Origin of the sequence: Pelagibacterium halotolerans B2 (assembly GCF_000230555.1) — a bacterium.
In the GTDB taxonomy this organism is placed as follows: domain Bacteria; phylum Pseudomonadota; class Alphaproteobacteria; order Rhizobiales; family Devosiaceae; genus Pelagibacterium; species Pelagibacterium halotolerans.
This window is the reverse complement of record NC_016078.1, coordinates 297,579-322,289: the sequence shown is the minus strand read 5'-3', so window position 1 is coordinate 322,289 and position 24,711 is coordinate 297,579. Positions and strand designations below refer to the sequence as shown.

Below are 24,711 nucleotides of genomic sequence, written 5' to 3'. Positions count from 1 at the left end.
GTTTTTTCGTTTGAGGTACATCCATGTCTGACAAGACCAGCAATCCGCTCTTCGATCCCAAGCGCCGCAAGGCGCAGACGATGCTGGTGCATGGCGGCATGGAGCGCTCCCAGCATGGGGAAACCTCCGAGGCGATCTTTTTCAATTCCGGTTTCGTCTATCCCACCTCGGGCGGCGCGGAAGCGCGCTTCAAGGGCGAAGAACCAGGGCACATCTATTCGCGCTTTTCCAACCCCACAGTGGAAATGTTCCAGCAACGGGCGGCACTGCTCGAAGGCGCTGAAGCGGCGCGCGCGACGGCGACGGGCATGGCCGCAGTCACCACGGCCGTGATGAGCCAGCTTCGGGCCGGCGACCATGTGGTTGCGGCGCGGGCGCTGTTCGGTGGATGCCGGTTCGTGATCGAGACCTATATGCCGCGCTGGGGCGTTGAATCGAGCCTTGTGGATGGCCGCGACCCTGAAAATTTCGCGCGTGCCATGAAGCCCAACACCAAGGTGGTGTTTGTCGAGACCCCGACCAACCCGACGCTCGAACTTGTCGACATCAAAGCGGTTGCCGAGATTGCTCATGCCCATGGCGCCGTGCTGATCGTCGACAATGTCTTTGCAACACCCGTCTGGCAGAAACCATTGGAGCTCGGCGCCGATCTCGTCACCTATTCGGCCACCAAGCACATCGACGGTCAGGGCCGCGCCATGGGCGGATTGATTCTGGGGCGCAAGGAATTGATCGAGGCCGATGTGCACACCATCATCCGCCAGACCGGCCCATCGATTTCGCCCTTCAACGCCTGGGTGCTGCTCAAGGGACTCGAAACCCTGCCGCTGCGTGTCAAGGCGATGACCGAAAGCGCTGCGAAGATCGCCGATTTTCTGGCCGATCATCCCAAGGTCGACTCGATTTCCTATCCGTTCCATCCTTCACATCCGCAATACGAATTGGCGAAACGACAGATGGGAGCCGGATCGACGCTGGTTGCGTTCACGCCTAAAGGCAGTAAACAGGCGGCATTCGCTCTCGCCGATGCGCTGGCGGTGATAGCAATTTCCAACAATCTTGGTGATGCGAAATCGATCATCTCTCATCCCGCGACGACCACCCATCAACGGTTTACACCGGAGGAAAAGATCGAGATGGACATCACCGACGGGCTGTTGCGCCTTTCGGTGGGGCTCGAGGATGCCGACGATCTGATCGCCGATCTTTCGTTTGCCCTCGAACAGGTCTAGTCTCCCAACCTCTTCAGGCGACAGGGCGCAGCACAGTCGGGCATGGATTTCCGCACGATCTTTTCGGCTATCGGCGCGCTTACTGCAGCGCTCGGTCTTGCCATGCTGCTGCCCGCCCTCGCCGATCTGGTTGTGGGCAATGAAGACTGGCTGGTGTTTCTCACAGCCTCGCTGATCACCATGATCTTCGGTGCGGGACTGTGGGCCTCATCGACGGGCCACAAATCCGAGCTCAACCTGCGCCAGGCCTTCCTGATGACGGTCTCGATCTGGGTGGTGCTGACGATTTTCGGCGCCCTGCCGCTCTATATGTCCAATCTGGGCCTGAGCTTTACCGACGCGATGTTCGAGGCCATGTCGGGGATCACCACGACCGGGTCGACGGTCATCACGACGCTCGACACCACAGCCCCCGGCATCCTGTTGTGGCGCGGATTGCTGCAATGGTTCGGGGGGCTGGGCGTGGTGGTGATGGCGATTGCCGTTCTGCCCATGCTGCGGGTTGGCGGCATGCAGATGTTCCGCGCCGAGGCGTTCGAGACGCCCGACAAGATCCTTCCTGCGGCCGCGCAGATCGCCACGGCCATGGTCATCGTTTATTGCATCCTCACTTTTGCTTGCGCGGTCGCCTACTGGCTGGCCGGAATGGGTGCGTTCGATGCGCTGGTCCACTCGCTCTCGACGGTGGCGACGGGCGGATTTTCGACCCGCGACGCCTCGCTGGGCGCCTTCGATCAGCCAGCGATTCATTACGTCTCGGTGGTGTTCATGATCCTGGGCGCCCTGCCCTTCGTGCTCTATGTCGGCATGCTGCAAGGCTCATTCGGGGAGTTGTTCCGCGATTCCCAGGTCCGGTTGTTCCTCTATCTGATCGGACTGGCCACGATGATCGTGGTTTTCGTGCAGTTGACCGGCGACATTGCTAGGGGCGAGGAAGCATTTCGGCACGGGCTGTTTTCGGTCGTTTCGATCATTACCGGCAGTGGCTTTGGGGTCGCCGACTTTTCGACCTGGGGACCGTTGGCGGCGTCGCTGTTCTTTGTCATCATGTTTATCGGAGGCTGCACGGGCTCGACCTCGTGCGGCATCAAGATCTTCCGCTTTCAGGTGCTGGCACGCGATCTTTACCAGCATATTCGCGAGATCGTCTTTCCGTCCCTGGTCTATGTCAAACGCTACAACGGCCGGCCCCTGCCCGACACCGTTTCGACATCGGTACAAAGCTTCGTCTTCATCTATTTTTCGAGCTTTCTTTTGCTCGCGGTGCTGCTGTCGCTGTCCGGTCTGGAACCGCTGGACGCGCTGGGAGCCGCGGCGACAGCAATTTCCAATGTCGGGCCGGCGCTCAGCCCCGAATTAGGGCCAGCAGGAAGTTTTGCGGGCGTTTCCGATGTTACCAAATGGCTTTTGACCATCGGCATGCTGGTGGGCAGGCTCGAAGTGCTCATGGTGCTTGTGCTGTTCACACCGCGCTTCTGGCGTGCCTGATGATCCTTATTCGGCCGGGTCGGCCGGCGGCGAGAGGTGCTGCCGACCGGCCAGCATTTCCCGGACCGTCAAGGCGTTGGGGGTGAGGAACACCCATTGCAGTACGGCCCTGATATCGGCACCGATACCAAGGACGGCGGGAACGAGGAACAGCACGAGCAAGGTCGCCAACGTCAGGCCCGAAACGATGGTCAGGGCCATGGGGACGAGCATCTGGGCAACGAGGCTGGTTTCAAACAGGAGCGGCAGCAGACCGCCGATGGTGGTGAGCGAGGTCAGCATGACGGCGCGCAACCGATCCTTGGACGCGCCGATCGCGGCATCGCGCAGGCCCTCGCCTTGGGCCCTGCGCTCGTTCATCCTCGAAATCAGAACAATCGAGGAATTGACCAGGATACCGGCGAGCCCGAGCATGCCCATCATCGAAATGATGGTCAGGTTATGCCCAAGCAGGTAATGGCCCCAGACAGCGCCGGCAACGCCGAAGGGAATAATGACCATGACAGCGATCGGGGTGAAATAGGCTGCGAAGATCCATGAGATGATGATGTACATTACGGCCAGCGCGACAATCATGCCCGTGCCCAGATCGGCGAAAGCGGCATTCTGCTCAGCCTGCCGGCCGCCAAACTCGTAGGAAATTCCATAGCGATTGACGATTGTGGGCAGATAATCGGCTTCGAGCCGCGCCAGAATATCGGCGTGGTCGACACCTTCGGCGACCGAGGCGCGGACAGAAACAGCGGTGCGGCCTTCCTCGCGGGCGATAAAGGCAAAGCCCTGCTGCTCGGAAAAGCTCACGATGGACGAAAGCGGAACATATTCCCCGCTCGGCGCGCGCACCCACATGTCGCGCAACGCCGAGGAGCCTTCGGCGTCGACGGTGCGCACGAGGCGAACGGTGATCTCATCCTCATTGGAGGCGACGGTCGCGACGTCCTCGCCCTGGAAGGCGCTGCGCACTTGCGACCCAAGGGATGCAAGATCAAAGCCCAGTGCCGTCCCACGCGCATTGAGCGACATGACGAGCTCGGGGCTGCCGTAAAACAGGGTATCGAAGGCGGTATCGACCTCATCGAACCCTTCGAGCACGTCCTTGAGGTTCTCGGCGGCGAGTTTGAGCGTTGCAGCATCCCCGCCAACGAAACGCACATCGACCGCGGAGCCCTGCGGTCCGCCGCGGTATTGGCGAATGCTGATGCTTTCGACACCGGCAACCGCCGGGAGATTTTCATCGATGGCCTGGGTGATCGTGTCCGTGCGAACCGAGCGCTCCTCGGACGGGGTCAGATAGACGTCGAAATCGGCCCGCCCTTCCTCAAGGTCGAGGCTGGCATAGGTGGTGACGATGAGCTGTTCGCCATCGGGCGTCAGACCCGCTTCCACCTCCGAGACGGCATCCTCGATGGCCTGGATGGTGTTCGCCATTTGCGACTGGGGTGTTCCGGCCTGGAACTGGGCAGAAACGTTGAAACTTTCGCCCTCTGCCGTCGGGAAAAACTCAAACCGCAGGGCGCCCGATCCGTATACGCCAAGCGCACCGAGAGTGATGGTAAGGGCGATGGCGGCGGTGACATAGCGCCAGGAATAGCTGATGGCTGCCAGCCCGCCGAAGAGGCGGTCGCGGAAGAAATCGAACCCCTTGTCGAACGTGCGCCTAAAACGGCCGGCCTGCTTGCGCTCACGCGGCAGGGCGTGGGCGAGGTGGCCAGGCAGGATGAAGAAGCACTCGATCAGGGAGGCGATCAGGACCGCCACAACCACGACGGGCAGTGGCGAAACGATCTGGCCCACCACATCGCCGACGAGCCAGATGGGAGCAAACGCGGCGATGGTGGTCAGCGCCGAGGCGATGACAGGCGCCGCCATGGCGCCGGCGGCGCGGATCGCGGCGTCGGTTCGCGACAAGCCCTGGCGGTAAAGCGTGGCCGTATGCTCGCCCACCACAATGGCGTCATCGACGATAATGCCGAGCACCATCATGAGCGCGAACATCGAGATCATGTCGAGCGTAAGCCCCATGAGATACATCGCGCCGAGCGTCCCCATGATGGCGACGGGGATGCCCATGGCAACCCAGATGGCAATGCGGCCATCGAGAAACAGGAACAGGACAACGAGCACCAGAAAGAAGCCGGCGACACCGTTGGATATCAACAGCCCGAGGCGCTGATTGACCTGGTCGGCGGCGGCGTCGAAAACGACGGCGTGCAGCGATTGCGGCAGGGTAGGCTGCAACTCCTCGACATAGGCCTGAACCGCTTCGAATGTCGTTACGGTGTCAGCGCTGGCGGCGCGCGAGACCTGCAGCTTTATGGCGGGTTCGCCGCGCATGTAGCCGAGCGGGGTATCGGGATCGAAAGTGTCGGTGATGGTGGCCACATCGCCGAAGGTCAGGCTCTGCCCGGTCGCTGAGGACAGGATTTCGGTCTGGGCGATTTCCTGGGCCGAAAGCTCGTTGGCGGCCGCGCGGATCTGGGCGTCAAAATCTCCGCTGAGCGAGCCGGATGGCTGATCTGCGAAATTGGGCGTGAGGGCAGCCGACAGGTCATCGAGTGTCAAACCCAATTGGCGCAGTTTGGCATCATCGATCTCGATGACGATCTGACGATCGCGATAGCCGGTGAATTCGACGCGGTCGACGCCCGAGGCCAGAAGGCCGTCGCGAATTTCACGGGCGTAGCGCCGCAGGGCTTCTTCAGGGAAAGGGCCCGAAATGGCAATGGCGGCGACCGGATCGAAAAAGCGTGGCGCTGAAACGCTCGGCGTCTCAGCACCGTCAGGGAGACCGGTGACCGAGGACACTGCGGTCTGGACAAGCCGTTCGGCGGTCTGCATTTCCACCGTGCGCTCGAAATTCAGAGTAATCGAGCCGCGCCCTTCGCGGGCGTTCGAGGTCATGGAGATCACGCCATCGACGCTCTGTACGGCCGGCTCGATGAGCAGGAGCACATTGCGTTCGACATCTTCGGCCGTTGCTCCGGGCCAGCTGATCGAGATCTCGATGGAACGCGTTTCAGTGTTCGGCATCAATTGCCGGTTGAGATTGGACAGCCCCCACCAACCGAACAGGACAAACAGGATCATAAAGAGATTGGCGGCGTTGCGGTGCCGAACGAAAGCGGCGATCACACCGGTCGAGGCCTGCGGAGAGGGGCGCATTTCAGCCTCCCGGTCCGCGGCCGATCACGACCGGCCCGCCGCCGGGCCCACCCGGCCCATCGCCCCCCTGAGGGCCAGTCGCCTGCTCCTCGCCCTCGACCTGCACCGCTACACCCTCACCGGCCTGAGACAGGCGCGTGGTGATGATGCGTTCGCCCTCGGCGATGTCGGCGGAAATGATGATTTGGGCGCCATCCCGGTCGCGTATATCGACATCGACCGCCGCCATCCGACCGTCGCGGATGACGTAGAGGTGATTATCGTCATAGAGCGCGGTTTCCGGCACAAGGAGGGTGTTTTCGTGGGTCACGCCTTCGACCTCGACGCTCACGAAAGTTCCCGGACGCAGGAGTTCGGCCCCTTCACTGTCGAGTTCGGCATAGAGCGTCACGCCGCCAGTGGCGGAATCGATCTCGGGAGCGACACGCGCAATCCGGCCCGAAATACGCTCGGCATCCGTTCCTGTGGTGCGCGACACTTCTACCGAACGATCGAACAGCCCGTCGCGGCGCAAGGTGGCATAGGTCGCGTCCGAAACCATGAAGCTCACTTCGAGCGCGTCGCTCTCATAGATCGAGGCTACCGCCTCATTGGCGCCGACATAGGCGGAGGCGGTGACATTGCGGGCGGTGACGATACCGGTGAAAGGCGCGGTGATCTCGGTATTGGCCAAGTCGCGCTCGGCCGATTCAAGGGCGTAGCCGGCCTGGGCTATTGCCGCCTGCTGGCGCAGGATCTGGGCGTTGAGGGTGACAAGATTGGACTGGCGCTGATCGAGCGCCTGCTGGCGCTCGGAAACCGTGAGCGCGCGGGTGTCGACCGTTTGCTGAGTGGCGGCGCCGCTGGAAAGCAGAGAACGGGCACGCTCGAGGTCGGTCTGGGCCGATGTCAGCGCTTCCTGGGCGGCGGTGATGGCGCTCTGTTCGAGAGCATAGGCCTCCTCGGCTTCAGCGAGGGAAAGTTCGGCATCGGCCACTGCGGCGCGGGCCTCGACCACGGCGCCGGTGTAGGTAAACGGATCGACGCGGACGAGCACGTCACCTTCCTCCACCTGGGACCCGACAGCAAAATCGGGCGAGATTTCGAGCACCCTGCCGGCCACGAGGGAGCGAAGCTCGATGGTGCGCGCCGACGCCACCTGACCGTAGGCTGTGATCGATGAACTGTGGCTTGCATAAACCGGGTCGATGACCTCGACCGTAAAGGTTCGTTCGCGATTCATGCGCTGGGGAGCGTCGGGCCGCTGGGCAACCCAACTGAACGCCCAATAAACGGCAAGCACCAGAATAAGCACCGCCAGCCCAAGACGGACGAGTGCGGATATCAGGCCGAACCGCGCACGCGGCTTTTCGGTTTTCGGCTGATCTTCGCTTTTTTCAGTCGAGGCGACGTAGCCGGAGCCGGGTAGGTTTTCCAAAGGCGCTTTCCTTGCCCAACAACACATCGGACGGCCAAGGTCGGCCGAACGGGTCCGTATCGGAAAATTTTTACCTGCGACACCAGACCGTTACAAATGAACTTTTGGAAAGGCCGGTAAGGCTGGGCGCCAACCCCACAAAAAAGGCGACCCCGAAGGATCGCCTTTTTCAACGGTCATTTCGATCGCTCAGAACTGATTGGGATTGAAGTGGTAGTGGGTCGAGCAGAACTCGCACACGACTTCTATCTGCCCATCAACCACCATCTCGTCCCTGTCTTCTGGGGTAAAGTCGTTGATCATCTGTTCAACGCGTTCAGCCGAGCAGGTGCAGCGCTCGACAAGGGTCTGGGGTTCGAAGACCCGCACGCCGGTTTCGTGGTAGAGCCGGAACAGAAGCCGTTCGGAGGAAAGGTCGGGATCGGCAAGCTCGGCATCGGTAAGGGTGTCGAGCAGCGCCTTTGCCTCGGTCCACCGATCGTCCTCGACAAAATCGGGGTCGGCCATCTCCTCGTTTTCGAAATCCCCGTCGCCGGGCAGATCGGCCATGGTTGCCCCGCCATGCTCGGGCAGATGCTGGAGCAGGACGCCGCCGGCGCGCCAGGACGAGCGCGACTGTCCGCGCTCGGAATGCTCGGCAACCGCCAGCCGGACCCGGGTAGGGATCTGTTCGGACTGCATGAAGTAGGTGTGAGCAACCTCCTCAAGGCTTTCACCTTCGAGAGCGACAATGCCCTGATAGCGGTCCATATGGACGCCCTGGTCCACCGTAAGGGCCAGAACGCCCTTGCCGAGCAAATCCTGGGGCTTGGTCGTTCCCGCTTCAACCAGAGCCCCCAATGCCTCATCGTCATACCGGGCGTAGGCGCGAAGGCCATCCGGGGTATCGAAATCGACAACGAGAAGGCTAACCGGTCCGTCGGTCCGCGACTGCAGGATGAACCGGCCCTCGAATTTGAGCGAGGTGCCGATCAGCGCGGCAAGCGTCACCGCTTCGCCCAGAAGGCGCGCCACGGGTTCGGGATAGCCATGTCGGGCGATGATGGTGTCGAGCTGATTGCCCAGACGCACGACGCGCCCGCGGCTGTCGAGGTTTTCGAGCGTGAAGGGAACGGCAACATCGTCCCCGCTCTCGGGCCGGTCGAGCCCGAATTGTTCGAGAGAGCTTTCGCTCATTGCGTGTTCCTTAATCCGCCTAAAGCGTTTCGATCCCGAAGGCCCAGCAAAGAATGGCCTTCTGGATGTGCAGGCGGTTTTCAGCTTCGTCGAATACGACCGATTGCGGCCCGTCGATCACCTCGTCGGTGACCTCGTCGCCCCGATGGGCAGGCAGGCAGTGCATGAAGAGCGCGTCGGTCGCGGCTTGGGAGAACAATCTGGGGTTGACCTGATAGGGTTTCAAGATGCGCCGGCGCTCGCCTTCGTCGGTGTCGCCCATCGAGACCCAGGTGTCGGTGATGACCAGATCGGCGTCGGCGATCGCGGCGTGCGGATCGGTGCCGAGGCTGACCGCATCGCCCACTTCGGCGATATCGGACAAAAGCCCCTGATCGGGCCAGTATTCTTTAGGGCAGGCAATAGCCATCGTATTGCCGAACAGGGCCGTGGCATGGACCCATGAGGCCAGAACATTGTTGGAATCCCCGATCCAGGCGACCTTTTTGCCTTCAAGCGATCCACGGTGTTCCTCGAAGGTCTGGATATCGGCCATGACCTGACAGGGGTGGCTGCGCCGGGTCAGCCCGTTGATGACGGGAATGGACGAGGCGCCGGCCAGATCGAGCAGATCGTCGTGGCTGAGGATGCGGATCATGATGGCATCGACATAGCGGCTCATCACGCGCGCGGTGTCCTCAATGGTTTCTTCGCGGGCCAATTGCATTTCCTGGCCCGTCAGCATGAGGGTCTGTCCCCCGAGCTGGCGCATGCCGACATCGAAGGAAACCCGCGTGCGGGTCGACTGACGTTCGAAGATCATGGCCAGAACCTTATCCTCGAGCAGGCGCGGGCGTTCGCCGGCCCTGAGACGTTTTTTCAGTTCATGGGCGAAATCGAGAATGGAACGCAGTTGCTCGAAGGAAAAATCCCTGAGGTCGAGAAAATGTCTCGCAGTCATAATCAGCAATCCTGAAAAAGCGAAAAGGAGCCTGCCGCCGCGCTATTGCGCGGCGCTGGCCTGTTCGGCATCGAATTCGACGAAGGCCCCGGCGATGATGCCAATGGCCTCCCTGATTTCGTCCTCGTTGACGATCAATGGCGGCAGGAGGCGCAGCACGTTGTCGCTGGCGGCAACGGTAAGAAGCTTGTGATCACGTAGGCGGGCGACGAAATCGCGCACCGGCGGGGCGATCTTGATGCCCGCGATCAGGCCCTTGCCGCGCACTTCGGTGATGTATTGCGGGAATTTCTGCATAAGCTGGTGGAGTTCGTGGGCCAATATCTTGCCCATTGCATCGACGTGCTCGATGAAGCCGGGAGCGAGAATCCTGTCGAGAACGGCGTTCCCCACGGCGCAGGCCAGCGGATTGCCGCCATAGGTCGAACCGTGGGTGCCCGGCACCATGCTTTCGGCGACTTCTCCCTTAGCGAGGCACGCTCCGAGCGGGAAGCCGGCGCCGATGGCCTTGGCGACGGTCATTATGTCGGGGATAACGCCCGACCATTCGTGAGCGAAGAACTTTCCGGTCCGGCCATAGCCGCACTGGACTTCATCGAAGATCAGCAGCAGACCGTTCTTGTCGCACAAGGCGCGGAGGCCCTTGAGGTAGGCGTCCGAAAACGCGGTCACGCCGCCCTCGCCCTGTACGGGCTCGATGAGGATCGCTGCGGTTTTATCGTCGATCAGCGCTTCGACGGCAGCCAGGTCGCCGGGCGTCGTGTGCTTGTAACCCGGCATCGGGCCGAAGCCTTCGGTATAGGCCCTGTTGCCTGCTGCGGCGATGGTCGCGATGGTGCGTCCGTGGAAGGAACCGGAAAAGCCGATGATGTCGACCCTTTCCTTTTCACCCCTGGCCCAGAAATAGTGCCGCGCCGTCTTTATGGCGCACTCAAGCGCCTCGGCGCCGGAATTGGTGAAGAACACCTTGTCGGCAAAAGTCGCATCCACGAGCCGCTGAGCGAGTTTTTCCTGCTCGGGAATGGTGAAGATGTTGGAGGTGTGCCAGACCTTGTCGGCCTGGGCCTTGAGGGCATCAACGACATGCTTGTCGCCATAGCCGAGCGCGTTGACCGCGATGCCGGCGGCGAAATCGAGATAGGCCGTGCCGTCCTCCGTGAACAGTCGCATGCCCTCGCCCCGCGCAAAGGCGAGTTCGGACCGGGCATACGTGCCATAGAGCGCAGACATTTGTTCTAAGCCTTCTCGTTGATGGGTTTGGGATCGGGGACCTCGCCCCGGAAAATGAAAAGCGCGCCCGGTGTCCCAAGCACGCATTACCGGTTCCGCTTATGCTGGGCGGACGCTCAAAAGTCAATCGAGCGCCCCGTTTTCCGGGCCCGATCGCTTGACTCACCCCTGCCACATTGGTGGTGCATCTGTCTTGCGCGAAACGGCTGTGCGATCCATGCAACAGCCATCGCCAATTGCTGCCGGGCATACAAAATTGAGGTGGGATAAACCGGGGAAACTGTGTTCCGGCCCTTGCCACCGTTTTTCCCGCCCGTGTAGTATGAGGATATTGGGAACACGACATCTCGTGTGGCGGACCCCATCATCATACGACAGTTAGTATGCCGGCGGTCAATCGCAATTTGTCCGCACGAGAACGGACTCTGTTTAAGAATACGGCCTGGAGCACAATCGATGAGCTGGACGGACGAGCGCGTAGCACTCCTGAAAAAACTTTGGATGGAAGGCCTCAGCGCAAGCCAGATCGCCGCGGAACTGAGCGGCGGGGTGACCCGCAACGCCGTTATCGGCAAGGTCCACAGGTTGAAGCTGTCGGCGCGCGCCAAGCCGGCAAGCGTCGCGCCGCGCGCCAAGGCGCCGCGTCCGGCTGCGCCGCGGCGGCCCTCGGCGTCCTCCGGTTCGCGCGGCACGGCATCCGCGGCGGCCAGCGCGGTCAGCCAGCGGCGCACGACGATGGCCCCAACCATGGGCGCCACGGCGCTCAAGATGGATGCAGAACTCGAAACCGAAATGGTGGTGGAAACCAACACCAAGGCGGAGCTTTTCATTCCGGTCGAGGAGCGCATCTCGCTGCTCGAATTGACCGAAAAAACCTGCAAATGGCCGATCGGCGACCCGATGAGCAGTGAATTCCACTTCTGCGGACGCGAGTCCGACGAGGGCAAACCCTATTGCGAATTTCACTCGCGGCGCGCTTACCATCAGATCGACCGCAAGAAGCGCTAGGTTTGTGTAGACCGTTAGGTGATGGTGGCCTGCGAGTGGCAGTTTTCTGCGCTTCCGGTGCTCGCGTACCCGAAGGTACGCTGCGCTCCGGTTCTCGAAAACAACCGCTTTCGGCTCACCCTGACCTAACGGTCCACACAACCTAAAGCCTTCCGATACCGAAAAGCCCCGGCCCTGTCCGGGGCTTTTTTTGTGCCGTTTGCCGTTACGGCAATTCCAGCTTGCAGGCGGCCAGTTCGCCGGAAAGCGCATCGACCGATTTGCGGGCCTCAGCCTCGATCTGGTCGAGGGACAGGCCGTAGGGGACTTCGAGCCCCAGCCTCTTTGACGGGTCATTGGCCCAGACGAAATTCACGTAGGACTTTTTCTGCGCGATGTCATGGGACAATCCCACTATGGTGAGGGTGGAAGCGGCCATTGTGCTGCCTTTGCGTTTCATCGAGGGCGATCATAATGCCCGACTGGGGCGCGGGGACAAGTGCGCCGATCGACAGGATTTCTTGACGGCCTCAATTGGGCGTCGTTTAATCCGGCGCTTGGGGGCAGGGAGATGGCTCAATGAAACTTCTGCTTGCCGTAGACATTGCCGATCGCCTTCGCGACATCCTCGCCAGCCGCAGGCCCTTCGACATCGAAAGTGAAGCCCGGTCTCTTGTGGAACGGCATCCGGAGGCCCATGTCGAAGTTGACGATGTCGTGGCCACCATGATGCACGAGATAGATCGTGGAGCGGGGCGGACACCCCCGCACTCGTGATGGCCTTTCATATCTTGGATCTGCAGGAGACCCGGAATGGATGATGGCGAAAACAAGCGCGAGCGCAGCTTTACCGAAGAGTTCGAAATTGCCGGGCACCAGTTGATCGCACGGATCAAGGAATTGCTGGCCGAAGGCAATGTGCGCACGCTGCGGATCAAGACCGAAGGCGGCGACGTATTTCTCGACATCCCGCTGACCGCAGGCGCGATCGCCGGCGGTGTCGTGACCCTCGCGGCCCCATGGCTGGCCGCCATCGGCGCCATTGCGGCACTGGCGACCAGGGTCAAGGTCGAAATCGTCCGCAATGACGATGGCGAACCGGATGAAAAAGATTAGGCCGCCTGCCTCCATTCGGGCAGCGGGAACACCCGGTCATAGGCCAGATTGAAGACGAATGCGTAGCCCATGTAGAACAGGGCGAACGAGATATCCATGACCAGCGCGTGGATCAGGGTGATGCCCAGATACCATGCGATGAACGGCATCAGGACGATCAAGAGACCCAGTTCGAACAGCACCGCGTGAACGATGCGCAGGCGCACCGATTTCAGCGTCGTTCCAACCGTGCGTTGCATGATGGCATCAAAGCCGAAATTGAAGAGATAATTCCAGGCCATCGCAATGGTGGCCGAGACGAGGCCGACCACGCCGATATCGTGCATGGGCATCGAAAAGGCCAATGCGCCGAGCGGAATGACGAGGATGAGGCCGATGATTTCGAAGAAAAGCGCGTGGCGGACGCGATCCCAGGCGGTGCGCATGATTGGGGAACTCCTTGGCTGAAAAGCTCGGGTCGTCCCGAAAACAATGCCCTTGGCGGGGGAGGTCGTCCTCACGAAGGGCTATTTAGGGGCTGGGGCGGGGAAGTCAAGATTTGACTTATGGGTCCGTTGTTTCGGCGAGAGCCCCTTCAGGGAAGCGCCGGGTTTTGGGAATGCCCCCTCACCCGCCGCTTCGCACGGACCCCGGATTGCGTCCGGGGCAGGCTCTCTCCCCCAAGGGAGAGGTGAGAGTGCCACGAGCGCTCAAGGCCCCTCACCCCAACCCTCTCCCCCAGGGGGGCGAGGGAGTCACGCTGCGGCTTTCCGGGCGATGTAGTTGATCGTCAACGCTCCGGCAAGCTTAACCCTCGCCCCTTGGGGGAGAGGGCGGCCGGCAGGCCGGTGAGGGGCCTTTCTTTCGGCCATGCGAAAATCTCCGACGGCCACGACCTCGGCTTTTGAATTGGTCAGACGGCATGGGGCGATGAACGCTCCGCATGATTTAGTTTTTATATGAAGCGATCATCGCCCCACGCATCCGGGATTTTTGGCTTATGGCGGCGTCTCGGGCTGGGGTTTGTCGTCCGGGATATTGGCTTTTTTTAGTGGGTCGGTTGGCGAACCGGGAAACCGGTGCCCACTTTCCCTGCCAACCTCCCGTCGGTGCCCCTCTCCCTTTCGGGAGTACGACGTGGATACCACTCCTCGCCCGGCCATCTGTCCGCTTTGGGCCTTCCCTGCGGCGACCCGCAAGGAACCCGGATCGGCCTGTCGGATGGGATCGAAGTGCCCGAGGGCCGATGCGGTCCTAAGGCTCGGACCCATGCTCCCCCTTCTCCAATCCCGCCCTCACCGGAAGCTCGTATGCATCCTCGTCTCTGGTGCGGCCGTGAGGCGAGAATGGCATGGGGTTGAGGGAGCGGGGATAAAGTTTTTTGCGGCTGGGTGGGTAAGGGCTTGCTCTCCAGCATCTCATCCTCCCCCTCGTCATCCTCGGGCTTGACCCGGGGATCCGCAACGCTGCTGTTGTGCAGCGCAGAAGTGGCGACCCCTCGCGTCTCACGGCTCCTCAACCCCTTCACCGGCTGCCCGATGCAGCAGATCCCCGGGTCAAGCCCGAGGATGACGATGGGGGTGGGTGAATGGTGGTGATGGAGCCGAGAGCATGACCCGACACCCATCGCCGTCCCGGACATGATCCGGGCCCCAGCAGCCTTGCCGACCCTCCGGTGCGTGAAGAGAGGCTCATGGACCCCGGCCTTTGCCGGGGCAGCAAGGGAGGGTGAGGCTTGCTCGCCGGCACCTCCCCCTCTCCATCGTCATCCTCGGGCTCGACCCGGGGATCCGCAGGGACTGCCACCGAATGCGGGAGAAGTGGTGTTCGCTTCTTCTCCCCATAATCAAACCTCTTCAGCGGCTGCCCGATGCAGCGGGTCCCCGGGTCAAGCACGACGATGGGGGTAGGATGTGGGGTGGCGATGGAGCCGGGAGCATGACCCGACACCCATCGCCGTCCCGGACGCGATCCGGGATCCAGCAGCCTGGCCCTATGCTCACAAGCGAACGAACAGGCACATGGACCCCGGCCTTCGCCGGGGCAACGAGAGCGGGGGCTGTGGCGAGTCCCCCGCCCCGGTTGGGAATTGCCCTGGCCAAGGCCGGGACCGGGCAGCGAGGGAGAGAGGTGAGGCGTTTCCGCGAAATGGCGATCTCGACAAGGGCGTGGAATCGGGGGCACTGTCGGGGAATGAATACTTCCCTGTTCGCTCTGATATTGGTTGGCCTTGGCGGCGGTATCGGAGCGGTCGTTCGTCATTTTGTTTCAACGATTGTCGCGCGAAAGCTGGGCCATGGGACCTTCGGCATCCTTGCCGTCAATGTGACAGGCTGCCTGCTTATTGGACTTATCGCCGGATTCTTCATCGAGCCGGGTGTGACGGGGACACCATCGGAGCTCGCGTGGCTGCTGGTGGTTGTCGGGCTGTGCGGGGGCTATACGACGGTTTCGAGCTTTTCGCTGCAGACACTGACCTTGTTGCGCGAGGGGCATGGCGGTCCGGCGCTTCTCAATATCGGTGCTTCGCTTATCCTGTGTTTTTCGGCCACCGCGATCGGGTTTGCGCTGATCCATTCAATGGGGGCCATGCCGTGAGCGCGCGATCGCTTGTCGCCGCGATAGCGTGTGGCGGGGCGGCAGGCAGTATGGCCCGCTTCGGGCTGTCACTGCTTGCGCTTGCAACATTCCCCGACTGGTTCATTGCGGGAACGCTGGCCGCCAATATCGCAGGATCGGCGCTGATCGGGCTGATTGCCGCCTGGTCGGTGCAGCGCGTGCGTTCGCCCATTCTCAGCGGGTTTCTGGTTACCGGGTTCTGCGGCGGGTTCACGACGTTTTCGGCGTTTTCGCTCGAAGCATTGCTTCTGGTCATGTCGGGGGCATGGACTATGGCGCTGGGATATATCGCAGTTTCCATTATCGGCTGGATGGGTGCGGTGTGGCTGGGCTGGAGCGCCGGGATGGCGCTGTTTGCGGCAAAAGAGACGGCCACCCAAACCAAATCTTAAACGGGTCGCTGCCATAAACCCTGCAGGTAGAAGGCCCTGGGGATCACAATCATGCTCAGCCGCATAAACGCCATGGGCGTTCTGTTTGCCATTGCCGCGCTGATGGCGCTGGCGCTGGCGGGGGGATTGGCGCTTTACGCCATTATCGAGGACCCCGGCTCGAACAGCTATGCGCTGCTGGCCGAGGCGTTTCTTAACGGGCGGCTGGACACGACAAATTGTTTCGATGGCGATTGCGCGCGGTTCGAGGACAAGATCTTCGTGATGTTTCCGCCCGTCCCGGCGATCATCGCCCTGCCCTTCGTGGCGCTGTTCGGAGTCAATTTTTCCGGCTTCGTTTTTCTCTCGGCCATCGCCTTTGCGCTGTCGGTGTGGTTGTGGTGGCAGATTTTCGAGGGGCTGAAGGTTGATCGCGACGTGGCGATCTGGCTGCTGCTGGGGCTGGCCTTTGCCACCCCGCTCTATTTCGTGACCATTCGCGGCGACGGCATCTGGTTTTTTGCCCAGGCGATCGGGTTTGCCTTCACCTCGCTGGCCATCCACCAGATGGTGCGCGGGGGGAGCCTGATTTTGGCCGGGGCGTGCATCGGGGCGGCGTTTTTGTGCCGGCAGATGGCAGTCTTCTATCTGCCGTTCCTGTTTGCCCTGTCGCTGGACCGGTTCGAGCCGCTGATCAGCTTTTCGCGCTCCCATATCGTGCGGGTGCTCAAGCTGGGCCTTCCGGCGGGCGTCGCCGTGCTGATCTATCTTGCCTACAATTATCTTCGGTTCGGCGATCCGATGCAGACCGGCTACCCTTATATGATCGGCGCCGATATTGCCGAGGGTGGGTCGATGATCAACACTCGGCTGGCCGAGCACGGGCTCTGGTCGTCGGCCTATGTGCTGTTCAACGCGCTCTATCTGTTCGTGCAGGGTTTTCACATGGATTTCGGCGGCAATGCGATGGTCGATCCCGTCGGACTCGATCCGTCGGGCACGGCGCTTCTGGCGGCCAGCCCGTTCGTTCTGTTTGCGTTTTTCGCGCCGATGCGCCGGCCGGTGCTGATCGGGATCGCGACGATCCTCGTCATCGCGGTGCCGACCCTGTTCTATCACTCGAACGGGTATTCGCAGTACAACGTGCAGCGCTATGCTCTCGACTGGCTGCCCATCGTTTTTTACATGCTTGCCCTGGCGGTGAGCGAACGGGATATGCGCGGGCTGGCGCTGCTTGTGACGTTCGGGATCGGGCTTAACCTCATTACCATGGCTTTTCTGGCGCTGGGATTGGCGGCGTAGACTTCAGGAGGCCGGACAGGCGCCCACTTCTCCTGTTGCTAGCCGGAGCGTTGCGGGTTCCCGGGTCAAGCCCGAAGACGATGAGGAAAGGAAGAGGGACTCTATTCGGCGGCCCGGGCGCCGAACTGCGCATTGTGCAGGCGGGCATAGGCGCCGGCCTTTGCGACCAGAGCGTCATGAGCGCCCTCTTCCACGATACGGCCATCGGCGACCACGGCAATGCGGTCCGCGTTACGGATGGTGGCGAGGCGGTGGGCGATGACCAGCGTGGTGCGGCCTTCCGAGAGCGCTGAAAGCGCGCGCTGGATCTGCATTTCGGTTTCGGTATCGAGCGCCGAGGTTGCCTCGTCGAGAATGAGGATCGGCGGATTTTTCAGAAATATTCGCGCGATGGCGAGGCGCTGCTTCTGGCCGCCCGAGAGTTTGACGCCGCGCTCGCCGATCATGGTATCGAGCCCGTCGGGCAGTTGGGCGATGACGCTATCGAACTGGGCGCTGCGGGCGGCGGCCATGATCTCTTCGTCGGTGGCGCCCAGACGGCCGTAAGCGATGTTATCGCGGATCGAGGTGCCGAACATGAAGACGTCCTGCTGCACGATGCCGATCTGGCTGCGCAGGGAATCCTGGGTCATGTCGCGGATGTCGATGCCGTCGATGGTGATGGCGCCGGAATCGATTTCGTAAAAGCGCGGCAACAGCGAGCAGATCGTGGTCTTGCCTGCACCGGACGGGCCGACGAGGGCGATGGTTTCGCCTGCTTTGACGCTCAGGGTGATGTCGCGCAGGATCGGGCGGTTTTCCGAATAGGCGAAATTGACGCTGTCGAAAACGATGTCGCCTCGCAGGTTGGATACTTTCCTGGCGTTGGGACTGTCGACGATATCGGGCTCGGTATCGATCAGGTCGGTGAAGCGTTTGAACCCGGCGATGCCTTTTGGATAGCTTTCGATGACCGAGATGATCTTGTCGATGGGGCGGAACAGGACGGTGATAAGCAGCAGGAAGCCGACGAACTGGCCATAGGTCATCTCCCCGTACATGACGAGCGCGGTGCCGGCGAGCATGACCATCAACTGCACGAGGCTCTTGGCCATGTAGGACATGGAGATCGATGCCGTCATGATCTTGTAGGCCTTGAGCTTGGTGGTGCGGTAGCTCTGGTTGTCGCCTTCGAACAGCTTGCGCTCATGACGCTCGTTGGCAAAGGCGCGCACGGCGCGGACCCCGCCGATGGATTCCTCGATGCGCTGGTTGAAATCGCCGACCCGGCCATAAAGGCTCTTCCAGGTCATGGTCATGGCGCTTCCGTATTTAAAGATCAGGAAGGCGGCGACGGGGACGATGAACAGGGTGAGCGCGGCAAGCTTGAGGTTCATCAGCGCCATGATGATGAAGGCGCCGATGAAGGTCATGATGGCGATGAAGACGTCCTCGGGGCCGTGATGAGCGATCTCGCCAACCTCTTCGAGGTCCTTGGTGACGTGGGTGATCAGGTGTCCGGTTTTCTTGTTGTCGAAATAGCGGAACGAGAGCTTGTGCAGGTGATCGAAGGCCTGGCGGCGCATGTCGGTTTCAATGCCGATGCCGAGCGCATGGCCCCAATAGTTGACGACCGAGAGCAGGCCGGCATTGAGGATATAGACGACAAGCAGACCGGCAGCGGCGGCAAGAATCCAGAACCAGTTCTGACTGGGCAAGAGCTGATCGACGTAGAGCTGGACCACCACCGGAAAGCTCAGTTCGAGCAGACCGACGATGACCGCGCAGCCGAAATCGAGGAAGAACAAGCCCTTATAGGGTGCGTAATAGGAGAAAAATCGGCGCAGCATGGTCGGATCGCTTTCAATACCGCCCGGACCTAGCGCGCCTAAACCAGACTCGTCAAGTCAAGTTTTCTGCACGCTCCGGTGCGGCTCGAAAGCTGAGATATTTGTGGCCGAAGAAATTTGCAACAGCACCGACGCCGATTGCCGTGCCGTGCGCAAGGGCCTCGGGCAGGAAACGCCAGCCGATTGCCGGCAGCAGATGATCGAGCAGGACCAGCGACACCGCCATGACGATCACCGCGCCAATGGCGTTGACGATGAGAAACAGGGTGGCCTGTGCGGCGACGGGGCGGGCGGAATTGGGGAAGACATAGGCGCGATAGAGCGTGAACCCCGCACTCATGCCGATGAGATAGGCGACGAACACTGCGGCGGGAAACGGCAGGACGAGCGAAAGCGGAAACCGCACCAGCCAGTTGATGGCCGCCGCCAGCCCACCCAGAAGCAGAAAGCGCACGGGCTGGGGCAGTTTCAGGAACGCTTCCGGGCTCATATGCCGATCCAGGCGAGGAAAAAGCCGAGCGCCAGGCCGGCGGCGAGCATGAGGCTCTTGGGGTCCTTCATGGCAAAGGCCACGGGGTCGTCGTTGAGTTCTCCCCTAAAGCTGAGCATCCAGATGCGGCCGATCCACAGGAACAGGGCGGCGGGCATGAGCCAGAGCCAGATGGAGTCCGAATAGAAATCGGCGGCCAGCGCATCCTGGGTGAGATAGAGCACGAGAATGAGCACCGAGCCGATGCCGCTCGCCACACCCATGGCCATGATGAAGGGCGCATCGGTGGTGAAATAGCCCCGTCCGCTGATGCGGCCCGATCCTCCATTGTCGGTCATGCGCTGGACCTCGGTGTTGCGCTTGGCAAAGGAGAGCGAGGCAAACAGGAACATGGAAAAGACAAGCAGCCAGGGCGAGGCCATGACGCCCACAGCGACGATGCCGAGCACCAACCGAATGGTGAACAGCACGGCAAGGGTGAAGGCATCGAGGATGGGCTTGCGTTTGATGCCCAGGGAATAGGCGACGGTGAGGGCCAGATAGGCGGCAAGCGTTACGACGACCAAAGGATTGACCAGCGCGCCGAGCGCGAAAGCGGCAATCATGGCGACGGGCATGGCAGCGACGGCGTGCGCAATCGATATGCGGCCGGCGGCCAGCGGGCGATTGCGCTTGGACCAGTGGCGGCGGTCGTCGGCGATGTCCCAGAGGTCATTGAGCAGGTATGTGGATGAGGCCAGGATGCCCAGGGCGAGAAAGGCAATGCCGGCACTCGCCCAGGCTGCGGGATCGAGCATATGCCCGCCCAGCATGAGCGGCACGAAGACCAGCGCGTTCTTGGCCCATTGGTGCAGGCGCGCTTCCTTGACCCAATCCTTGAGGCGGGCGGGACGCTTTATCGTGTGCTCGACCGGGGTCAGGCGGGTTGCCGCGCGCCCTACCCTGCCGGCGGTTTCGACCAGGACGGCGCCTTTGGCGACTTTCCAGACGCCAAGATCGGCGCGGCTGTCGCCGGCATAGACAAAGCCGTCGGGAAACATTTCGGCCAGCTTTTCAGCCTTTGTGGCGCCCTTGAGATTGGTGATGCCGTCCGAGGCGAGCGTCTTGTCGATGAAGAGGAAGCGGCGGGCGATGCGTATGGCGAGCAGGCTATCGGCGGCGGTAGCGAGAATGATCTCGCGGCCCTTGGCCTTTTCGGCTTCGGCGTAGGCGACGATTTCATCGTTGAGTGGAATGTCATCGACGTCCAGCGTCACGTGCCGGGCCAGTTGCTGCTTGAGATGGGCCTTGCCCTTTAGAAGCCAAGCAACAAGCGCAAACAGGCCGAGCGGGTTCTGCTTGAGATAGGCGAAAACCGTCTCGTGCAGCAAATCGGTGCGGATCAGGGTGTTGTCGAGGTCGAGGACGAGCGGGAGAAGGCCCGATCCGGGTTCCCGGTCGGCACGGATCTGTTTGACCGCAATGGCTGATTTGGGCATCGCACCTGCTCGCTCTGCAAATTTCGCCCCCGTTATCGCGGGCGCGAAGGTGTGGTGCAAAGCAAACAGCAAATAAGCGTTAATCAGGCGCGACGCGTAAATCAGTCAAATGCGGAACAAAATTTACGCTTTGTCGATCTGGCTCAACAAAACACAAACCCGATCGATAAAATGCCAACTAATTTTGAAACCCTAATTGGCAACGAATTTTTCGTCGAACGCATAGCCCGCGCCACGCACGGTGCGGATCGGGTCCTTTACGCGACCGCGGTTGATGGCCTTGCGCAGCCGGCCGACATGGACGTCCACGGTGCGCTCATCGACATAGACATCGGTCCCCCAGACGCCATCGAGCAATTGCTCGCGCGAATAGACGCGGCCGGGATTGCCCATAAGATATTCGAGAAGGCGGTATTCGGTGGGTCCGAGATGGACTTCCTTGCCCGAGCGGCGCACGCGATGGGTGGTGCGGTCGAGCTCGATATCGCCGGCCTTGAGGATCGCGGCGATCAATTGCGGGTTGGACCGGCGCAAAAGGGCGTTGATGCGGGCCATGAGCTCGGGAAGCGAGAAGGGTTTGACGACGTAATCGTCGGCGCCGGTCGCCAGCCCGCGCACGCGCTCTTCTTCCTCGCCGCGCGCGGTGAGCATGATGATCGGGATACGGGCGGTATCGGTGCGGGCGCGGATGCGGCGGCAGATTTCAATGCCCGAGGTGCCCGGCAGCATCCAGTCGAGCAGGATGATGTCGGGAGTGTTTTCGGCAATGCGCAGCATCGCCTCTTCGGCATCTTCGGCGGTTGCGACAGTGAAGTTTTCGGCTTCGAGGTTGTAACGCAGAAGTTCGACGAGATCGGCTTCGTCTTCGACAACAAGAACCTGCGGAGTCATTGACTAGCCCTTGATCTGCTCGCGTGTGAAGTCCTCGGCTTCGGCGGTCAATGTCTTGCCGGTCGCGAGGAAATAGGCCTGTTCGGCGATATTGGTCGAGTGGTCGCCCACGCGTTCGAGATTCTTGCCGCAGAACAGGAGATGGGTGCACATCGTGATGTTGCGCGGGTCTTCCATCATATAGGTCAGAAGCTCGCGGAACAGGGAGACATAGAGGGCGTCCACGTCGGTGTCGCGCTCGACCACGTCGACCGCCATGTCCTTGTCGCGCGCCGCAAAGGCATCGAGCGCGAGCTTGACCTGGCGCTGGACGAGTTCACCCATGTGACGCAGCCCGTTCTTGAACTGGCTCGACATGGCAATGCCTTCGAACTGGGTCGAGCGCCGGGCCGTCGATTTGGCCATGTCGCCGATGCGTTCGAGATCGTTGGCGACGTGGATCGAGGCGATGACCAAACGCAGATCCTGCGCCATGGGCTGACGCCGGGCGATGATCGAAACCGCCATCTCGTCGATCTGGGACTGCATGGCGTCGACCTTCTTGTCGGCGGCAACAGTGGCCAGCGCCAGGTCGGCATCCGAACGGATCAGTGCATCGGTGGCGTTGGTGATCGCCTTTTCGACAAGCCCGCCCATTTCCGAAATCGAACGGGCCAGTTCGGTCAGTTCGTCCTCGTAGGAGGTGACGATATGTTCGTTTGAATTGGGCATAATTTTTTCCCTTTTGTCGCGTTCGCGAACCGAAAAACCGGTCCCCACTTTTTCTGCGAACGCTCCTACCCAATGCGGCCAGTTATATAATCCTGGGTGCGCTTTTCGCGGGGATTGGTGAAGATTGCCTCGGTCGGGCCTTCCTCGATCAGCTTGCCGAGATGGAAGAACGCGGTCTTTTGCGAAACGCGGGCGGCCTGCTGCATCGAGTGGGTCACGATGACGATTGTGTAATTGGTGCGCAGTTCGTCGATCAGTTCCTCGATGATGGCGGTCGCGATCGGGTCGAGAGCCGAACAGGGCTCGTCCATAAGGATGACTTCGGGACCGACCGCGATGGCGCGAGCGATGCAAAGGCGCTGCTGCTGGCCACCGGAAAGCCCTGTGCCGGGCGAATGAAGCCGGTCCTTGACCTCCTCGAACAACCCTGCCTTTTGCAGCGAGGTGACGACGATTTCCTCAAGATCGGATTTGTTGCGCGCCAGCCCATGAATCCGGGGGCCATAGGCGACGTTCTCAAAGATCGACTTGGGGAACGGGTTGGGCTTTTGAAACACCATGCCGATCCGGGCCCGCAGCTCGACCACGTCGAGGCTGGGATCATAGAGATTGTCGCCGTCGAGCGCGACCTTGCCGGTGACCCGGCAGCCCTCGATGGTGTCGTTCATGCGGTTGATGCAGCGCAGGAACGTCGACTTGCCGCAACCCGACGGGCCGATAAAAGCGCTGACGGCCTTTTCGGGGATGTCGATCGAAACATCGAACAGCGCCTGCTTATCGCCGTAAAAAACCGAAACGTCCTGAGCCTTAAGGCGCGCGGGGTGGCCGGTATCGTCGGGCGTGCGTACTGTCTGGTAACCGGTCTCGCCGGTCGCTGTGCTGGTCTGGTTCATCGGAGGCGTTGCACTCCTGTCCATTGTGGTTCCGATTGTCATTTGCGGCGCTCCAATCGTGTGCGCAGGAAGATGGCGATGGCATTCAAAAGGATCATCATCCCCAGAAGGACCATAATGGCAGCCGAGGTGCGGGCTTCAAAGAAATTCCGGTTCTCATTGCCCTGCCAGAGATAGATCTGCACGGGCAGCGCCGTCGCGGAATCGAGCGGATTGGCCGGAATGTTGGCGATGAAGGCGCTCATGCCGATCAACAGAAGCGGCGCCGTCTCGCCAAGCGCCTGGGCGACGCCGATGATGGTGGCGGTCAGGATGCCCGGAAAGGTCAGCGGAAGGACATGATGGAACACCGTCTGGTTGCGCGAAGCGCCGAGCCCGAGTGCTGCCTGGCGCAGCGAGGGCGGCACGGCGCGCAGTGACGAGCGCGTGGCGATGATGATTGTCGGCAGCGTCATGAGCGTCAGCACCAACCCGCCAACCAGTGGCGCGGATCGCGGCAGGCCGAGATAATTGATGAACACGGCGGCGCCGAGCAGGCCGAAGACGATGGAGGGCACCGCAGCCAGATTGTTGATGTTGACCTCGATGAGATCGGTCCAGCGGTTCTTGGGCGCGAATTCTTCGAGATAGACAGCACTCGCGACGCCGATGGGCACGGCCAGGACGATGACGATCAGCATCATGTAGAGCGAGCCCATGAACGCGCCCGCCAGGCCGGCCGAAGCGGGCGCGGAGCGGCTGTCCACATTTGTAAAGATATGCCAGGCAAAATCGAAGCTGATGACGCCCTCGGCGAGCAGCTCGTCAGCGAGCTGTCGGGTTGAGGCCGAAAGCTGCTGGCGGGAATCGGGCTGGCTGCGGTCGATGGTACCCTTGAGCCAGTTGTCGGTATTGGCCGAGGCGAGGATGGTCACGGGTACTGTCTGCCCGAGCACATCGGGGTCGGCGAAATAGCGGTCGCGAAGCTGGAAGCGGGCTGCCGACGTCACAAGCTCCAGGAGATCGCGCGTTTCGATTTCGAAATCGGGGGCGCTTGTCCGAAGTGCCGTATCGACGATCGCGTTCCAGTTCGAGAGCGTGACGTCACGCTGCCATTGAACCATCGCCGCCCTATGGTCGGCGTCCGATGCGCTGTCCTGGCGTTGGGGTTGCGGCCCGCCTTCGATAAGTTCGGGATCGAAATAGACCTCGACATGCACGGTGGACTGCCAGAAGGACGGCAGGCCCTTGGAAATTATCATCCCGAACAGGATTGCGACGAACCCCAGCGCGGCGGCAATCGAGAGGATGCCGGCCCAGCGGAACATGGTTTCGCTGCGATGACGCCTTGCGAGGCTCTTGCGGACGCGCTCGCGGTTGGCGGCGCCGTGGTCGGCGTTGGAGAGCAATGTATCACTCAT

22 protein-coding genes are annotated in these 24,711 nt (G+C 61.4%); 8 read left to right on the top strand and 14 right to left on the bottom strand.

Going from position 1 to position 24,711, the window contains the following annotated elements; genetic code table 11:
* Positions 1-23 precede the first annotated feature (23 nt).
* Positions 24-1,232 carry an O-succinylhomoserine sulfhydrylase gene (gene metZ, locus KKY_RS01570; RefSeq protein WP_014129521.1) on the top strand — a complete coding sequence of 403 codons (1,209 nt, stop codon included), beginning with the start codon at positions 24-26 and terminating at the stop codon, positions 1,230-1,232.
* 42 nt (positions 1,233-1,274) lie between these two features.
* Complete coding sequence (locus KKY_RS01565; protein ID WP_014129520.1) at positions 1,275-2,720, top strand: TrkH family potassium uptake protein; 1,446 nt, start codon at positions 1,275-1,277, stop codon at positions 2,718-2,720.
* 6 nt (positions 2,721-2,726) lie between these two features.
* On the opposite strand, the gene KKY_RS01560 is transcribed toward KKY_RS01565, so the two are convergent.
* The 5 genes from KKY_RS01560 to KKY_RS01540 form a co-directional block, all read right to left on the bottom strand.
* Entirely contained in the window at positions 2,727-5,882 is a 3,156-nt protein-coding gene (locus KKY_RS01560; RefSeq protein WP_014129519.1) for an efflux RND transporter permease subunit, read from the bottom strand.
* A 1-nt stretch (position 5,883) separates the two neighbouring features.
* Positions 5,884-7,299, bottom strand: coding sequence for an efflux RND transporter periplasmic adaptor subunit (locus tag KKY_RS01555; protein WP_014129518.1), 1,416 nt, complete (start codon positions 7,297-7,299; stop codon positions 5,884-5,886).
* A gap of 189 nt (positions 7,300-7,488) precedes the next feature.
* Entirely contained in the window at positions 7,489-8,475 is a 987-nt protein-coding gene (locus tag KKY_RS01550; RefSeq protein ID WP_014129517.1) for an Hsp33 family molecular chaperone, read from the bottom strand.
* 19 nt (positions 8,476-8,494) lie between these two features.
* The gene (argF, locus tag KKY_RS01545) at positions 8,495-9,415 is read right to left on the bottom strand and encodes an ornithine carbamoyltransferase (protein ID WP_014129516.1); all 921 of its coding nucleotides are present in this window, start codon (positions 9,413-9,415) and stop codon (positions 8,495-8,497) included.
* Positions 9,416-9,457: 42 nt separating this feature from the next.
* Positions 9,458-10,645, bottom strand: coding sequence for an aspartate aminotransferase family protein (locus KKY_RS01540; RefSeq protein ID WP_014129515.1), 1,188 nt, complete (start codon positions 10,643-10,645; stop codon positions 9,458-9,460).
* 456 nt (positions 10,646-11,101) lie between these two features.
* Between KKY_RS01540 and KKY_RS01535 the strand changes: the two genes are divergently transcribed.
* Complete coding sequence (locus KKY_RS01535; protein ID WP_014129514.1) at positions 11,102-11,653, top strand: GcrA family cell cycle regulator; 552 nt, start codon at positions 11,102-11,104, stop codon at positions 11,651-11,653.
* A gap of 205 nt (positions 11,654-11,858) precedes the next feature.
* Here KKY_RS01535 and KKY_RS01530 read toward each other — a convergent pair whose 3' ends face one another.
* A complete protein-coding gene (locus KKY_RS01530) occupies positions 11,859-12,071 on the bottom strand; it encodes a hypothetical protein (protein ID WP_014129513.1) in 213 nt (70 codons plus the stop codon).
* A 140-nt stretch (positions 12,072-12,211) separates the two neighbouring features.
* Here KKY_RS01530 and KKY_RS20225 point away from each other — a divergent pair, with 140 nt between their 5' ends.
* Together KKY_RS20225 and KKY_RS01520 are read left to right on the top strand one after the other, a co-directional pair.
* A complete protein-coding gene (locus tag KKY_RS20225) occupies positions 12,212-12,409 on the top strand; it encodes a hypothetical protein (protein ID WP_014129512.1) in 198 nt (65 codons plus the stop codon).
* Between the two features lie 36 nt (positions 12,410-12,445).
* Positions 12,446-12,748 carry a DUF4342 domain-containing protein gene (locus KKY_RS01520; protein WP_014129511.1) on the top strand — a complete coding sequence of 101 codons (303 nt, stop codon included), beginning with the start codon at positions 12,446-12,448 and terminating at the stop codon, positions 12,746-12,748.
* On the opposite strand, the gene KKY_RS01515 is transcribed toward KKY_RS01520, so the two are convergent.
* Positions 12,745-13,173 (bottom strand): PACE efflux transporter, encoded by a 429-nt coding sequence (locus tag KKY_RS01515; protein WP_014129510.1) that lies wholly within the window; start codon positions 13,171-13,173, stop codon positions 12,745-12,747. The two genes, KKY_RS01520 and KKY_RS01515, sit on opposite strands and share 4 nt — an antisense overlap.
* Before the next feature lie 1,747 nt (positions 13,174-14,920).
* Between KKY_RS01515 and KKY_RS01510 the strand changes: the two genes are divergently transcribed.
* From KKY_RS01510 to KKY_RS01500, 3 genes are read left to right on the top strand one after another with little or no spacing between them, the layout of a single operon-like run.
* Positions 14,921-15,325: a fluoride efflux transporter FluC gene (locus tag KKY_RS01510; protein ID WP_014129509.1), complete on the top strand. Its 405-nt coding sequence runs from the start codon at positions 14,921-14,923 to the stop codon at positions 15,323-15,325.
* Positions 15,322-15,738 carry a fluoride efflux transporter FluC gene (locus KKY_RS01505; protein WP_041528511.1) on the top strand — a complete coding sequence of 139 codons (417 nt, stop codon included), beginning with the start codon at positions 15,322-15,324 and terminating at the stop codon, positions 15,736-15,738. Before KKY_RS01510 ends, KKY_RS01505 begins: the two co-directional genes overlap by 4 nt.
* 51 nt (positions 15,739-15,789) lie before the next feature.
* Entirely contained in the window at positions 15,790-17,019 is a 1,230-nt protein-coding gene (locus KKY_RS01500) for a glycosyltransferase family protein (protein ID WP_014129507.1), read from the top strand.
* A gap of 101 nt (positions 17,020-17,120) precedes the next feature.
* On the opposite strand, the gene KKY_RS01495 is transcribed toward KKY_RS01500, so the two are convergent.
* The 7 genes from KKY_RS01495 to pstA all read right to left on the bottom strand — a co-directional run bounded on the left by KKY_RS01495 (position 17,121) and on the right by pstA (position 24,711).
* Positions 17,121-18,848, bottom strand: a complete 1,728-nt coding sequence (locus tag KKY_RS01495; RefSeq protein ID WP_014129506.1) for an ABC transporter ATP-binding protein — start codon at positions 18,846-18,848, stop codon at positions 17,121-17,123.
* Between the two features lie 52 nt (positions 18,849-18,900).
* Positions 18,901-19,338, bottom strand: coding sequence for a GtrA family protein (locus KKY_RS01490; protein WP_014129505.1), 438 nt, complete (start codon positions 19,336-19,338; stop codon positions 18,901-18,903).
* Positions 19,335-20,816, bottom strand: a complete 1,482-nt coding sequence (locus KKY_RS01485) for a UbiA family prenyltransferase (RefSeq protein WP_014129504.1) — start codon at positions 20,814-20,816, stop codon at positions 19,335-19,337. The genes KKY_RS01490 and KKY_RS01485 overlap by 4 nt, the downstream gene beginning before the upstream one ends.
* 192 nt (positions 20,817-21,008) lie before the next feature.
* Entirely contained in the window at positions 21,009-21,707 is a 699-nt protein-coding gene (gene phoB / locus KKY_RS01480; protein WP_014129503.1) for a phosphate regulon transcriptional regulator PhoB, read from the bottom strand.
* A 3-nt stretch (positions 21,708-21,710) separates the two neighbouring features.
* Positions 21,711-22,418 (bottom strand): phosphate signaling complex protein PhoU, encoded by a 708-nt coding sequence (phoU, locus tag KKY_RS01475; protein ID WP_014129502.1) that lies wholly within the window; start codon positions 22,416-22,418, stop codon positions 21,711-21,713.
* Positions 22,419-22,483: 65 nt separating this feature from the next.
* Complete coding sequence (gene pstB, locus KKY_RS01470) at positions 22,484-23,353, bottom strand: phosphate ABC transporter ATP-binding protein PstB (protein WP_014129501.1); 870 nt, start codon at positions 23,351-23,353, stop codon at positions 22,484-22,486.
* A complete protein-coding gene (pstA, locus tag KKY_RS01465; RefSeq protein ID WP_050811616.1) occupies positions 23,350-24,711 on the bottom strand; it encodes a phosphate ABC transporter permease PstA in 1,362 nt (453 codons plus the stop codon). The genes pstB and pstA overlap by 4 nt, the downstream gene beginning before the upstream one ends.

Excerpts from the sequence above, each read along its gene's own strand:
- pstA (WP_050811616.1), bottom strand. The coding sequence starts at position 24,711 with ATGAGTGATACATTGCTCTCCAACGCCGACCACGGCGCCGCCAACCGC.
- KKY_RS01535 (WP_014129514.1), top strand. The coding sequence starts at position 11,102 with ATGAGCTGGACGGACGAGCGCGTAGCACTCCTGAAAAAACTTTGGATG.
- metZ (WP_014129521.1), top strand. The coding sequence starts at position 24 with ATGTCTGACAAGACCAGCAATCCGCTCTTCGATCCCAAGCGCCGCAAG.
- KKY_RS01520 (WP_014129511.1), top strand. The coding sequence starts at position 12,446 with ATGGATGATGGCGAAAACAAGCGCGAGCGCAGCTTTACCGAAGAGTTC.
- KKY_RS01565 (WP_014129520.1), top strand. The coding sequence starts at position 1,275 with ATGGATTTCCGCACGATCTTTTCGGCTATCGGCGCGCTTACTGCAGCG.
- KKY_RS01550 (WP_014129517.1), bottom strand. The coding sequence starts at position 8,475 with ATGAGCGAAAGCTCTCTCGAACAATTCGGGCTCGACCGGCCCGAGAGC.
- phoU (WP_014129502.1), bottom strand. The coding sequence starts at position 22,418 with ATGCCCAATTCAAACGAACATATCGTCACCTCCTACGAGGACGAACTG.
- KKY_RS01515 (WP_014129510.1), bottom strand. The coding sequence starts at position 13,173 with ATGCGCACCGCCTGGGATCGCGTCCGCCACGCGCTTTTCTTCGAAATC.
- KKY_RS01490 (WP_014129505.1), bottom strand. The coding sequence starts at position 19,338 with ATGAGCCCGGAAGCGTTCCTGAAACTGCCCCAGCCCGTGCGCTTTCTG.
- KKY_RS01560 (WP_014129519.1), bottom strand. The coding sequence starts at position 5,882 with ATGCGCCCCTCTCCGCAGGCCTCGACCGGTGTGATCGCCGCTTTCGTT.
- KKY_RS01530 (WP_014129513.1), bottom strand. The coding sequence starts at position 12,071 with ATGGCCGCTTCCACCCTCACCATAGTGGGATTGTCCCATGACATCGCG.
- KKY_RS01510 (WP_014129509.1), top strand. The coding sequence starts at position 14,921 with ATGAATACTTCCCTGTTCGCTCTGATATTGGTTGGCCTTGGCGGCGGT.
- KKY_RS01495 (WP_014129506.1), bottom strand. The coding sequence starts at position 18,848 with ATGCTGCGCCGATTTTTCTCCTATTACGCACCCTATAAGGGCTTGTTC.
- KKY_RS20225 (WP_014129512.1), top strand. The coding sequence starts at position 12,212 with ATGAAACTTCTGCTTGCCGTAGACATTGCCGATCGCCTTCGCGACATC.
- KKY_RS01540 (WP_014129515.1), bottom strand. The coding sequence starts at position 10,645 with ATGTCTGCGCTCTATGGCACGTATGCCCGGTCCGAACTCGCCTTTGCG.
- phoB (WP_014129503.1), bottom strand. The coding sequence starts at position 21,707 with ATGACTCCGCAGGTTCTTGTTGTCGAAGACGAAGCCGATCTCGTCGAA.
- pstB (WP_014129501.1), bottom strand. The coding sequence starts at position 23,353 with ATGACAATCGGAACCACAATGGACAGGAGTGCAACGCCTCCGATGAAC.
- argF (WP_014129516.1), bottom strand. The coding sequence starts at position 9,415 with ATGACTGCGAGACATTTTCTCGACCTCAGGGATTTTTCCTTCGAGCAA.
- KKY_RS01485 (WP_014129504.1), bottom strand. The coding sequence starts at position 20,816 with ATGCCCAAATCAGCCATTGCGGTCAAACAGATCCGTGCCGACCGGGAA.
- KKY_RS01500 (WP_014129507.1), top strand. The coding sequence starts at position 15,790 with ATGCTCAGCCGCATAAACGCCATGGGCGTTCTGTTTGCCATTGCCGCG.